This window comes from Curtobacterium sp. MCBD17_019 (assembly GCF_003234555.1).
GTDB lineage: Bacteria > Actinomycetota > Actinomycetes > Actinomycetales > Microbacteriaceae > Curtobacterium.
In genome coordinates, this window is the sequence record NZ_QKTT01000003.1 from 14,162 (window position 1) to 26,265 (window position 12,104).

Genomic DNA, 12,104 nt, shown 5'->3' on the forward strand with positions numbered 1-12,104 from the left:
GCTCGTAGGATGGACGCATGCCCACCATCGTGCACGGGTTCGACTGGCCCGATCGCGTCGTCGTCGGCACCGTCGGCCGACCGGGATCGCGCTCGTTCTACCTGCAGGTCCGGTCCGGCTCGCGGGTCGTCAGCGTCGCCCTCGAGAAGGAACAGTCCGCTGCCCTCGCCGAGAAGATCGGCGAGATCCTCGACCAGCTGATGACGACGGCGGGCAACCCCGTCAGCGTCCCTTCGGGGACACCCGTCGAGCTCGTCGACAACGAGCCACTCGACCAGCCCGTGGAGCCGGAGTTCCGAGCCGGTGCGATGACGCTGGGGTGGGACCCGACGACCTCGCAGGTCGTGATCGAGGCGTTCCCGATCGACACCGCGGACGACGACGACGTCCCCGACGAACCCGCCGAGATGCTCGTGGTGCGCATCCCGGTCGGGACGGCGCGCGCCTTCGCCGAGCGCACGCTCGAGGTCGTCGGCGCCGGTCGAGCGATGTGCCCGTTCTGCGGCACCCCCATGGACCCGGACGGGCACGTCTGCCCGGTGCTCGGCGAGCGCTGATGCCCGAGGGGCCCGACCTCCTCACCGCGGACGTCGAGATCAGCGGGCGCATCACGACCGCCTCGAACGCCACCTTCCTGGGGACCATCGGCGACACCACGGTCGTGTACAAGCCGGTGTCGGGGGAGCGCCCGCTGTGGGACTTCCCGGACGGCGACCTCGCGCACCGCGAGGTCGCGGCCTACCTGGTGTCCGAGGCGTTCGGATGGGACGTCGTCCCGCGCACGTGGCTCCGCGACGGCCCGCTCGGCGCCGGGATGGTGCAGCTCTGGCAGGACGTCGACCCGGACCAGGACCCGGTCGACCTCGTCCCCTCGGACCAGGTCCCGGACGACGGCTGGCGCGAGGTCCTCGACGGGGACGACGAGACCGGCCGACCCGTGACCCTCGTCCACGAGGACTCCGTCGCACTCCGGCGCATGGCCGTGTTCGACGTCGTCGTCAACAACGCGGACCGGAAGGGCGCGCACGTCCTCGCGATGCCCGACGGTCATCGCCACGGGGTGGACCACGGGTTGACCTTCCACCAGGAGCACAAGCTCCGGACCGTGCTCTGGGGCTGGGTGGGCGAGGAACTGACGGACGACGAGCTGGCCGGTCTCGACCGCGTCCGCGCCGGGCTCGAGGGCGACCTCGCCGAGACGCTCATCGCGTACCTGAGCGCCGAGGAGATCGGGGCGTTCGCCGGCCGGTGCGCCCGCTTGGCGGCGCGTGGTCGCTTCCCGGCGCCGCACGGGCCGATGCCCGCGCTGCCCTGGCCGCTGTTCTAGCGGTCCCAGCCGCCGCGCCCCTGGTCTCCGCGCCCCCAGCCGCCGCCGAAGGCGTCGTCGAACCCGGCGGCGCCGAAGCCGCCGCGTCTCGAACCGAGGTAGGACCCGACCACCGCGGCCCCGAGGTCGTCGGCCTCCGGTGCGACGACGGTCCCGCCCGCGCGCTTCGCCATGGCGTCGATGAACCGGGCGAGCCCGGGGTCGTCGCCGAGACGGAAGAAGCTCGTGTGCGCTCCCAGGCGCGTCGACGTGTCGAGTTCGCGGATCGCGTGGGCGATCGTCAGCGGATCCGGCGGGTAGGCGAAGTACACCTCACCGCCCGGCTCGAGGTGCGAGGTCGGCTCGCCGTCCGTCACGACGAGCAGCACCGGTTGCGCGTTCGGGTGCTTCCGGAAGTGCCGGTTCGCCAGGAGCAGCGCGTGGTGCAGGTTCGTGCCCTTGTCCCACTGCGCGTCGAGCCCCACGAGCTGCTCGATCTCCATGACCTCGGCGGTCCTCCCGAACCCGATGAGCTGCAGGTCGTCGCCGCGGAACCGACTCGTGATGAGCGTGTGCAGGGCCAGCGCGGTGCGCTTCATCGGCACCCAGCGGTCCTCCATCGCCATCGAGAACGACGTGTCGACGAGGAGCGCCACGCACGCCTGTGTCCGCGCCTCGGTCTCCTGCACCTCGACGTCGTCGATGGTCAACCGGACGCCGGAACCGATCGCGCGCCCCTCGCCAGCGGTGCGCGTCAGGGCGTTCGTCATCGTGCGCGTGACGTCCCACGGCTCGGTGTCCCCGAACGCCCACGCCCTCGTCGCGCCGGAGCGCTCGCCCGCGGCTCCAGCGCTCCGCAGGTCACGGCCTCCCATGCGGCCGCTCATCTTCTCGGCGACGTCGCGGAGCAGGGCCTTGCCGAGCTGTCGCATGGCCTTGGGTGTCAAGCGGAGCTGCCCGTCGAGTCCGCGCTTGAGTGCCCCGGTGTCGCGGAGGGCCTTCTCGAGCTGCTGGAGCGTCCGTGCGTCGACCGCGGACTCCTCACCGAGCTGCCGCCGGAGCGCGTCGAGGTCGAGGTCGTCGAGCTGTGACCCGTTGTGCGACTGCGCGAGCTGGTCGGCGAGCTGGTCGAGGTCCGCCAGGTCCTGGAACACTCCGGTCCCGTCGCCGAGCCCGAGACCCTCGTCGCCGTCCATGCGCTCGCCCCCGCCCCAGTCCTCGCCCGGACGGAGCGCGCGGAGGTTCCCGTCGAGTTGCGCGAGGGACTGCATCAGGTCGGGGGAGCCGAAGGCCTGGGCCGCCAGCGCGTCGAGCTCGTCCCGCTGCTCCCGGGTCATCGAGTTCCGCATGCGCTGGGCGGCCGCGGCTCGGGCGGCGAGGGCGTCGAGCAGTTCGTCGATGTCCACCGGCGCCTCGGGGAAGAACGCCCCGTGCTTCGCCATGAAGTCCTCGAACTGCTCCGGCGTGTCGGCCCCCCGCGCGTGCGCGTCGAGCAGTTCGTTCAGGTCGGTGAGCATGTCGTTGATCGCGGCCCGGTCGGCGTCGGTGGCGTTCTCGAGCGCCTGCTTCATCCCGGCGAACCGCTGGTCGAGCATCTCGCGCCCGAGCAGGTCCTTGATCCGCCCGTAGGCCGCGGCCGCCTGCGGACTCTGCCACCGGTAGTCGCTGAGCTCGCTCACCGCCGCGGCGGGGGAGGACGGGAGGCTGTCCAGCTGCATCTGGGCGAGGGCGCGGACGCCGTCGTCCATCTCCACGTCACGCGCCAGCTGGCCGCGCTCCTGCGTGACGGCCTGGTCCAGCAGCTCGCGGATCTCCTCGAGCGTGCCGTCGAGGTTGTGCTTGCGCGTCAGTTCGCGTCGACGCTCGGCGACACGGCGGGCGAGGTCGTCGAGCCCGGCCTGGTCACGACCACCACGGCGGAGGAACTCCCGCATCGCGCGCTCGGGTGAGTACCCGGCCATGACGTCCTGACCGATGGCGTCCATGGCCTCGCTGGTGTCGACGGGCGGCGCGAGCGGGTCCGGGCCGCCGGCGTACTTCCGGTACCGGGCGTCGCGGGCGAGCCGCCGGTTGGTCCCCGTCATGCGACCTCACATCCCATACGCTGCTTCGCCCCCGCCGGTCTCCTTGCTCACGCGACGGGCCAGGTACAGCCCCTCGAGCGCGAGTTCGATCGCCCCGGCGCGCTCGCCGTCGGTGTGCGCACCGAGCCGGTCGGCGACCTGGTCGTACAGGTCGGACTCGCCGAGTGACGGCAGGCCGGACAGGAAGTCCCGCGCGGTCACCTGCTCGCCCGTGGTGACCATCCCGCCGCGTTCGAGCGCGTCGACGAGCACGCCGAAGTCGATGCCTCGGAAGTGCGCGCGCACCGTCTCGGCGGTCGCCGTGCGGAGCAGGTGCTCGAGGACGTCGTCCGCGCGGTCCTCCTCGCCCGACTCGAACTCGATCTTGCCGCCGAGCACGTCGACCGCGGTCTCGAGGTCGATCGGGCGCGCCACGGCCTCGTCCTCGCCCTGCCGTGTCGCGCGGTGGACCGCCGCGGCGGCGATGGTCTCGGCACCGGCGATCGCGAACCGCGCGCTGACGCCGCTGCGCTGGTCGACCGCGCTCGACTCGCGGAGCGCGCGGGTGAACCGGGCCAGGATCTCGACGAGCACGTCCGGCACGTCGGCGGTGAACTCGGCCTCCTGCCGGATGACCGCGATCTCGTCGTCGAGCTCGGTGGGGTAGTGGGTGCGGATCTCGGCACCGAAGCGGTCCTTGAGCGGGGTGATGATGCGCCCGCGGTTCGTGTAGTCCTCGGGGTTGGCGCTCGCGACGACGAGCACGTCGAGCGGCAGGCGGAGCACGTACCCGCGGATCTGGATGTCGCGTTCCTCCATGACGTTGAGCATCGCGACCTGGATCCGCTCGGCGAGGTCCGGGAGTTCGTTGATCGCGACGATCCCGCGGTGGCTGCGGGGGATGAGCCCGAAGTGGATCGTCTCGGGGTCACCGAGGCTGCGGCCCTCCGCGACCTTCATCGGATCGACGTCGCCGATCAGGTCCGCGACGCTCGTGTCGGGCGTCGCGAGCTTCTCGACGTACCGGTCCTCCCGGCGCCGCCACTCGATCGGCAGGGCGTCGCCCAGCTCCGCCGCCCGGCGCACGCTCTCGGTCGTGATCGGCTCGTACGGGTGCTCCCCGAGCTCGGAGCCGGCGATGACGGGCGTCCACTCGTCGAGCAGGCCGGCGAGCGTCCGGAGGATGCGCGTCTTGCCCTGGCCACGTTCCCCGAGCAGCACGACGTCGTGACCGGCGATGAGCGCACGCTCGAGCTGCGGGATCACCGTCGACTCGAACCCGTGCATGCCCGGCCAGGGATCCCGACCGGCGCGCAGGGCGGCCAGGAGGTTGTCACGGATCTCGGCGCGGACGCTCCGGGCCTGGTGGCCCGAGGCGCGGAGATCGCCGACGGTGGTCATCGTTGGACGCATCACCCCGTCAACGGTACGCCCGCCCCCCGCGGGCGGGCGGTCAGTCGTCGAAGTCGGTGCTGCGGCTGACGGCTTCCCAGGTGTCCGCGTCCGCGCGCAGCGCGTCGAGGGCGGATCGGAAGCCGTCCGACGCGTCGTTGCCGAGCAGGAGCATGAACGGCGGCTCGTCCGACTCGACGGCGGTGATGAGCGCCTCCGCCGCCTTGGCCGGGTCGCCCTTCTGCGTGCCGTGGACGGTGTCGTGTTCCTTCCGGCGTCTGCCGGCGGTCTCGGCGTAGTCCGCGATCGGCTCGGCCGACTGGGTCAGCGAGCGTCCGGCGAAGTCCGTCCGGAACCCACCGGGCTCGACCACCATCGCGGTGATGCCGAGCGGCGCGACCTCAGCGCGGAGCGACAGGGTCAGGGCCTCCATCGCCGCCTTGACCGCGGCGTAGTAGCCGGATCCGGCGGGCGAGATGCGGGCGCCGATCGACGAGATGTTCACGATGGTGCCGGATCGGCGGCCGCGCATGCCGGGCAGCACGGCCTTGATCGTGCGGACGGTCCCGAACACGTGGGTGTCGAAGAGGGTCTGGACGGGTCCTTCCTCGCCCTCCTCGACCGCCGCCCGGTACCCGTACCCGGCGTTGTTGACGAGGACGTCGACGGCACCGATCCGGTCCTCCGCGGCCCGCACGGCGGCGGTGACCTGCGCGTCGTCCGTGACGTCGAGCGCGAGCGCGAGCGCGGAGTCGGGGTGGTCGCGGGCGATGTCCTCGACCTTCGTCACGTCGCGCGCGGTGACGACGGCGTTGTGACCGTGGGCGAGCACGGCCCCGGCGAACGAGCGCCCGAGTCCGGTCGAGCAGCCGGTGATGAGCCAGGTGGCCATGGTGGGTCCTTCCGTGGTGGTGGAGATGGTGGTCGTGGTGGTGGACCCGGCGCCGCCGCGGGGTCAGACCCAGTGCGGCTGCGCGAGGACTCCGTGCGGGTCGACCGACGCGGCGACGCGGCGGAGGCGGGCGGTGTTGTCCCCGCTCACACGACCCGCGGCGCGTAGGCCTCGGCGAGGCGGTCCATGAGCGCGTCCTTCTCGGGGTCGACCTGCTGGCGCTCGGGGTGCGCGTCGTACCAGGCGACGATCTCGCGCGCGCCCTGCCGGAACGTCGTGCGCGCCGCGAACCCGGGCACGAGCGTCCGGATCTTGGCGTTGTCGAACACCATCGTGTTCGCCTTGTCGCCGATCACCCCCGCACCCCACGCCGGGTCGTTCGCGAGGATCGCCTCGGTCGGCACGTGCACGAGTTGCGGCTCCGGCGCGCCCGCAGCGGCCGCCACCTCGGTGAACAGCTGGTTCCACGTCGGGGTCTCGTCGCCGGTGATGTGGAACGCCTCGCCGATCGCCTCGGCGCGGTCGAGGACGCCCGTGAACCCGACGGCGAAGTCGCGGCTGTGGGTGATCGTCCAGAGCGAGGTGCCGTCGCCCGGGACGACGACCGGCTTGCCGGCCCGCATCCGGGCGATCACGGTCCAGCCGCCGTCGAACGGGATGAGCGTCTCGTCGTAGGTGTGCGAGGGTCGGACGATGGTCATCGGGAAGTCGTCGTCCCGGTAGGCCTGCAGCAGGAGCTCCTCGCAGGCGATCTTGTTCCGCGAGTACTCCCAGTACGGGTTCTTCAGCGGGGTCGACTCCGTGATCGGCAGGTGGGTCGCCGGCGTCTGGTAGGCCGACGCGGAACTGATGAAGACGTACTGGCGGGTCCGTCCGGCGAACACCTCGATGTCCTGACGGACCTGGTCCGGCGTGAACACGACCCAGTTCACGACCACGTCGAACTGCGCGTCTCCGAGCGCCGCCTCCAGCGCCTCCCGATCGGCCGTGTCCGCGGTCAGCCGGGCGACCTCGTCGGGGATCGCCCGCAGGTCGCTCGATCCGCGGTTGAGCACGGTCACGTCGAACCCCTGCCGCACGGCCTCCCGCGTGCAGGAGGCGCTGATCGCGCCGCTCCCGCCGATGAACAACACCCTGGCACCCGTCATCGTCCGCTCCTTCGCGTCCGCGCCCGTGGTCCGGGCGCACGCTCCCAGCCTGGCACCCGCCGGGAGGCACGGTCCAGGTCCGGCGGTCCGGCCCGGCGCGGTCCGGCCCGGCGCGGTCCGGCGCGGGCGCAACGGGAAGGGGTCCCGCCGACGTCGGAGAGCCGGAGCGGGGTAGCGTCACTGCCGTGCTCCACCGCTCCACCTCGCCCTCACGGGTGCTCCGTCCCGGCCTCGTCCTGGTCGGCCTGCTGCTCGTCGCCGCGAACCTCCGCGCCGGGATCACGTCGGTCGGGCCGGTGCTCGCCGACGTGCAGCAATCGGTGCACCTTCCCTCGGCGACGGCGTCGGCGCTCATCAGCCTGCCGTTGCTCGCGTTCGCGGCCGTCGCACCGGTCGCGCCCGCGATCGCACGCGCCCTCGGGATCGAGCGCACGCTCGGGGTGTCCTTGGCCGCCCTGGCGGTCGGGATCGTCCTCCGCTCGGTGCCCGGACCGGCGTTGCTGTGGGTCGGCACCGTCCTGCTCGGCGTCGCGATCGCGGTGGTGAACGTCGAACTGCCGGCGCTCGTCAAGCGGGACTTCCCCGACCGCATCGGGCAGGTCACGGGCGCCTACTCCGCCGTGCAGTCGACGTTCGCCGCGATCGCGGCCGGGATCGCGGTCCCCGTCGCCGGGTCCGACGGCTCGGGCTGGCGGCTCGCGCTCGGGCTCTGGGCGGGTCTCGCGCTCGTCGCGCTGGCCGTCTTCGCGCCGCAGCTCCGGGCCCGGACGGTCCTGCCGCCGGCCGCGGACGACGTCGCGCTCGACGACGTCCGGCACCCGGACCCGACCCACCGGTCACCGTGGCGCTCGGCGCTCGGATGGCAGGTCACGGCGTTCATGGGCCTCCAGTCGGTCGGCTACTACGTCGTCATCACGTGGCTGCCGACGATCGAACGCACCGCCGGGGTGAGCGCCGCCGCGGCGGGCGCGCACCAGTTCCTCCTCAACGCGTTCGCCATCGCGGGCAGCCTCCTGTGCTCCGCCGCGCTGCCACGGTTCCGGGACCAGCGCATCCTGGCGTCGGTGAGCCCGCTGTTCTTCGTGGCGGCGATGGCCGGACAGCTCCTGGACCCGCACCTCGCCGCGGTGTGGGACAGCCTCATCGGTGTGTCCGGCGGAGCGTGCATCGTGCTGGCCCTGTCGTTCTTCGGCCTCCGCACCGAGCACCACCGACAGGCAGCGGGGCTGTCCGCGATGGCGCAGACCGTCGGGTACCTGTTGGCCGCGGCCGGACCGATCGCCGTGAGCGCCCTCCACGATGCGGTCGGTTCCTGGCGACCGGCACTCGTGGTGCTGCTCGTGCTCGAGGTCGCGCTCGCCGGGCTCGGGCTGCTCGCCGGGCGCCGCCGGGTCATCGGCTGAGGCTCCCCGCCCTGGCGACCAGCACGACGGCTGCCCGCACGGCCGTCAGGTGAACTGGATCGGCGTCCCCACCGGGAGGGTCGCGAGCGCGGCGGTCATCGCGGCGGAGATCCGGACGCAGCCGTGGGAGCTGCCCGTGGGGTCCGGGTAGTAGTGCAGCGCCGTCAGGGCGGAGTTCCCTCCGTACCCGGGAAGCAGGGCGGAGTGCGCCCCGGTCAGGGCGATCGGGTGGCCCTCGGTGTACGCGATCCTCGTGTCGACGTAGTCCGCCTCCATGTACGTCGAGGTGGCGGCGGGCGTCGGATCGGTCGGTGTGCCCAGCCGGGCAGCCTCGCTCGTGGCCGTCGCACCGCTCTCGGTGACGATCGCGATCGTCGAGGTCGCGTTGTCGACCCGGATCATCCGGTCCGTCCGGGTCAGGGTGAAGTCGGCCGCCCGCGCCCACGCGAAGGTCGCGCTCGGGGCGGTGGCCACACCGTTCGTGCCAGGGGTGCTCTTCCGTGACGGCGTGGACACCAGGACCATCCCGCCGTCGGCACCGGGGGAGCGTCCCCAGACCGCCGTGGCCGCTGGCCGGTTGACGGTCGGCACGGTGGCGCCGAGCGCTGCGATCGGCGCGCTGTCGGCGGCGGGGCTGGCGTAGAGCGGCACGAGCGCCTGCCTCGGTGTCGCGATCTCCCACTGGTTCGCGGGGTGGGCCGTGGTGCCGTCGAGCAGGCCGGGGATGACGGCGTCGTAGTACGCCAACGGCAGCGCCGCGAGCGCCTGGGGACCGACCGGCGGCGGCACGGCCGCGAGGGTGGGTGTCGGCGCGGGCGTCGGGGTGATGGGGCGTGCCTCGGCGGTGGGGGTCGTCGCGGGCGTGGCCGGACGCCCGTGGGTGACGCCGACCCCGATGCCCACCGCGACGAGCCCGACGACGACGACGCCCACCGCGACGAGCAGCGGACGCTGCCGCCGCCTCGACCGGGAGGCCCGCAGCGCGTCGGCCTGGTCGCCCGGCTCGTCGACGTGATCGGTCGTGTCCACTGTTCCCCCTCCGGCACGAGGGGCCCTCGACCCTCGTGCGCCAGGTCCATTGTCGTCCGCGGGTGCCCCGTCGTCCGCCGCCGCTCCGGACGGTCAGGCGGGACGGAACCGGCGGAGCCGCAGACTGTTGCCGACGACGAACACCGAGGACGCGGCCATGGCGGCACCCGCGATCATGGGGTCGAGCAGCCCGGCCATGGCGAGCGGGAGCGCGGCGATGTTGTACGCGAACGCCCAGAACAGGTTGCCGCGGATCGTCCGGAGTGTCCGTCGGCTCAGGGCGATCGCATCCGCCGCGGCCGCCAGGTCACTCCGGACCAGGACCACGTCCGCGGCGTCCATCGTCACGTCGGACCCCGTGCCCATCGCGATGCCGAGGTCCGCGGCGGCGATCGCGGCCGCGTCGTTCACACCGTCCCCGACCATGGCGACGACCGCCCCGGCACGTTGCAGGTCGGTCACGGCGCGGTGCTTGTCCTCGGGTCGCACCTCGGCGACCACCTCGTCGATGCCGACCTCGGTGGCGACGGCACGGGCGACGTCCTGCCCGTCGCCGGTGAGCAGGACCGTCCGGAGACCCATGCGTCGCAACCGATCGACCGCGGCGCGACTCGTCGGGCGGACCGCGTCGGCGACGAACACCAGGCCGAGGACGTGGCCGTCGCGTGCGACCGCCACGACGGTCCGCCCGGTCGCGGTCGCCCGTTCGACGCCGGCCACGAGTGCTGCCGGCAGGGGTGTCGCTCCGAGCCCCGTGACCCAGCCTGGACGACCCACGCGGACCACGGCGCCGTCGACCACGGCCTCGACGCCGGATCCCGCGGTGGAGCGGAAGGCCGAGACGGTCGCAGCGGTGTCGTGACCCGCGCGCTCCACGAGGGCGCGCGCGACCGGGTGTTCGGACCGACGTTCCACGGCGGCGGCCAGGGCGAGCACGGTCTCCTCGTCGGTCCCCGTGCCGGGCGCGAGCACGACCTCCCGGACCTGCATGCGACCGGTGGTGACGGTGCCGGTCTTGTCGAGCGCGACGGTGTCGACGCGCCGGGTGACCTCGAGCACCTGCGGGCCCGTGATGAGCACCCCGAGCTGCGATCCACGGCCGGTCCCGACGAGCAACGCCGTGGGCGTGGCGAGACCGAGGGCACAGGGACAGGCGATCACGAGCGTCGCGACGGCGGCGGCGACCGCCGGAGCGGTTCCGGACCCCATCGCGAGCCAACCGACGAGCGCGACGAGCGCGAGGCCGATCACGACGGGGACGAACACCGCGGAGACCCGGTCGGCGAGCCGTTGCACGGACGCCTTCCCCGTCTGGGCGCGGACGAGGAGGCGACCGATCCGCGCGACCTCGGTGTCGGCGCCGATGCTCGTCGCGGCGACGACCAGGGCCCCGCCGACGTTCACGGTGGAGCCGGTCACGGCGTCACCGACCGCGACCTCGACGGGCACGGACTCGCCCGTCATGATGCTCGTGTCGACGGCGGAGGTCCCCTCGACGACGACACCGTCGGTGGCGATCCGGTCGCCGGGACGGACGACGAACCGGTCGTCGACGCGGAGCGCCGTCGTGGGCACCTCGACCTCCCGACCGTCGCGCAGCAGGCGGGCGGTCGGGGTGCCGAGGTCGAGGAGCGCCCGCAGCGCGGCCCCCGAGCGACGACGGGCCCGGAGCTCGGCCACGCGGCCGGCGAGCAGGAACACGGTCACGACCGCGGTCACCTCGGCGTAGGAGTGCGTCCCGGCCACGTCCCGGCGGGTGAGACCGGCCACCAGGGACCAGACCGACCAGAGCAGGGAGGCGGTCACCCCGAGCGACACGAGCGTGTCCATCGTCGCGGCGCCGTGTCGGGCGTTCACGACCGCCGACCGGTGGAACGGCCACGCGCCCCACGCCGCGATCGGGAGCGCCAGGACGAGCCCGACCCAGGTCGACCCGGGGAACCGCAGGACGGGCACCATCGACAGCGCGACCACGGGCAGGGCGAGCGCGGCGGAGACAGCGAGTCGGCGGCGCAGGGGGAGGGCGGGGTCCCGTTCCTCGACGTCCGGTTCGGGCAGGTGCGCGTGGTACCCGGCGGCCTCGACCGTCCGGATCGCGTCGGGGACCCCGATCTCCGGCGGGAGGAGGACCGTGGCGGTCTCCGTCGCGTAGTTGACGCTCGCCGCCACGCCGGGCAGCTTGTTGAGCTTGCGTTCGATGCGGTTCGCGCACGATGCGCAGGTCATGCCCTCGATCGCGAGGTCGACCGGTGCGGCGGTGTCGCTCATGCCTCCGCCAGCGCGTACCCCGCGTCGTCGACGGCGGCCGCGACCTCGGCGTCACCGAGCGGACGCTCGCTCGTGACCGTCGCGGTCGAGATCCCGCCGACCTGCAGGTCCACCACGACGCCGAGGACGCCCGGGAGCTCGCGGAACGCCTCGTCGACGCTCATGACGCAGTGCTCGCAGGTCATCCCGCTGATCCGGTAGTCGGTCGTCGTCGGCTCGGTCATGCTCGTCTCCCTCGGTCGTCGCGATACCCTGGCGGGGTACCGCACCACGATACCGCCACCGACCGGGAGGCACGGCATGACCGACGAGACCACGCACCACCACGGGTACATCTCCGCGAAGGACGACTACCTGAAACGGCTCCGGCGCATCGAGGGGCAGGCGCGCGGCCTGCAGCGGATGGTCGACGAGGAGCAGTACTGCATCGACATCCTGACCCAGGTCTCCGCGATGACGAAGGCCCTGCAGTCGGTCGCCCTCGGACTGCTCGACGACCACCTCGCGCACTGCGTCGCCGACGCCGTCGCGGAGGGCGGTGATGCCGCTGACGAGCGCATCCGAGAGGCATCGGCGGCGATCGCGCGACTCGTGCGCTCCTGA

The 12,104-nt window shown here is 73.1% G+C and carries 11 protein-coding genes; 4 read left to right on the forward strand and 7 right to left on the reverse strand.

Features of this window, described 5'->3' with window-relative positions:
* Positions 1–17 precede the first annotated feature (17 nt).
* Entirely contained in the window at positions 18–557 is a 540-nt protein-coding gene (locus tag DEI82_RS03615) for a DUF3090 domain-containing protein (protein ID WP_111009003.1), read from the forward strand.
* Positions 557–1,327: an SCO1664 family protein gene (locus DEI82_RS03620; RefSeq protein WP_111025577.1), complete on the forward strand. Its 771-nt coding sequence runs from the start codon at positions 557–559 to the stop codon at positions 1,325–1,327. The genes DEI82_RS03615 and DEI82_RS03620 overlap by 1 nt, the downstream gene beginning before the upstream one ends.
* Here DEI82_RS03620 and DEI82_RS03625 read toward each other — a convergent pair.
* The 4 genes from DEI82_RS03625 to DEI82_RS03640 all read right to left on the reverse strand — a co-directional run bounded on the left by DEI82_RS03625 (position 1,324) and on the right by DEI82_RS03640 (position 6,801).
* On the reverse strand, positions 1,324–3,390 hold the full coding sequence (locus DEI82_RS03625) for a VWA domain-containing protein (protein WP_111035841.1): 2,067 nt from the start codon (positions 3,388–3,390) through the stop codon (positions 1,324–1,326). The genes DEI82_RS03620 and DEI82_RS03625 overlap by 4 nt on opposite strands.
* Before the next feature lie 6 nt (positions 3,391–3,396).
* Complete coding sequence (locus DEI82_RS03630) at positions 3,397–4,782, reverse strand: magnesium chelatase (protein ID WP_111009331.1); 1,386 nt, start codon at positions 4,780–4,782, stop codon at positions 3,397–3,399.
* Positions 4,783–4,822: 40 nt separating this feature from the next.
* Positions 4,823–5,653, reverse strand: coding sequence for an oxidoreductase (locus DEI82_RS03635; RefSeq protein WP_111035842.1), 831 nt, complete (start codon positions 5,651–5,653; stop codon positions 4,823–4,825).
* Positions 5,654–5,799: 146 nt separating this feature from the next.
* Positions 5,800–6,801 carry an SDR family oxidoreductase gene (locus tag DEI82_RS03640; RefSeq protein WP_111035843.1) on the reverse strand — a complete coding sequence of 334 codons (1,002 nt, stop codon included), beginning with the start codon at positions 6,799–6,801 and terminating at the stop codon, positions 5,800–5,802.
* 185 nt (positions 6,802–6,986) lie between these two features.
* Between DEI82_RS03640 and DEI82_RS03645 the strand changes: the two genes are divergently transcribed.
* Complete coding sequence (locus tag DEI82_RS03645) at positions 6,987–8,204, forward strand: MFS transporter (RefSeq protein ID WP_111035844.1); 1,218 nt, start codon at positions 6,987–6,989, stop codon at positions 8,202–8,204.
* Positions 8,205–8,249: 45 nt separating this feature from the next.
* Here the strand turns inward: DEI82_RS03645 and DEI82_RS03650 are convergent, their stop codons facing one another.
* The 3 genes from DEI82_RS03650 to DEI82_RS03660 form a co-directional block, all read right to left on the reverse strand.
* Entirely contained in the window at positions 8,250–9,233 is a 984-nt protein-coding gene (locus DEI82_RS03650) for a L,D-transpeptidase family protein (RefSeq protein ID WP_111035845.1), read from the reverse strand.
* Positions 9,234–9,326: 93 nt separating this feature from the next.
* Positions 9,327–11,501, reverse strand: coding sequence for a cation-translocating P-type ATPase (locus tag DEI82_RS03655; RefSeq protein ID WP_111035846.1), 2,175 nt, complete (start codon positions 11,499–11,501; stop codon positions 9,327–9,329).
* A complete protein-coding gene (locus DEI82_RS03660; RefSeq protein WP_111009010.1) occupies positions 11,498–11,725 on the reverse strand; it encodes a heavy-metal-associated domain-containing protein in 228 nt (75 codons plus the stop codon). Before DEI82_RS03660 ends, DEI82_RS03655 begins: the two co-directional genes overlap by 4 nt.
* A 76-nt stretch (positions 11,726–11,801) precedes the next feature.
* Here DEI82_RS03660 and DEI82_RS03665 point away from each other — a divergent pair, with 76 nt between their 5' ends.
* Positions 11,802–12,104 (forward strand): metal-sensitive transcriptional regulator, encoded by a 303-nt coding sequence (locus DEI82_RS03665; protein WP_111009011.1) that lies wholly within the window; start codon positions 11,802–11,804, stop codon positions 12,102–12,104.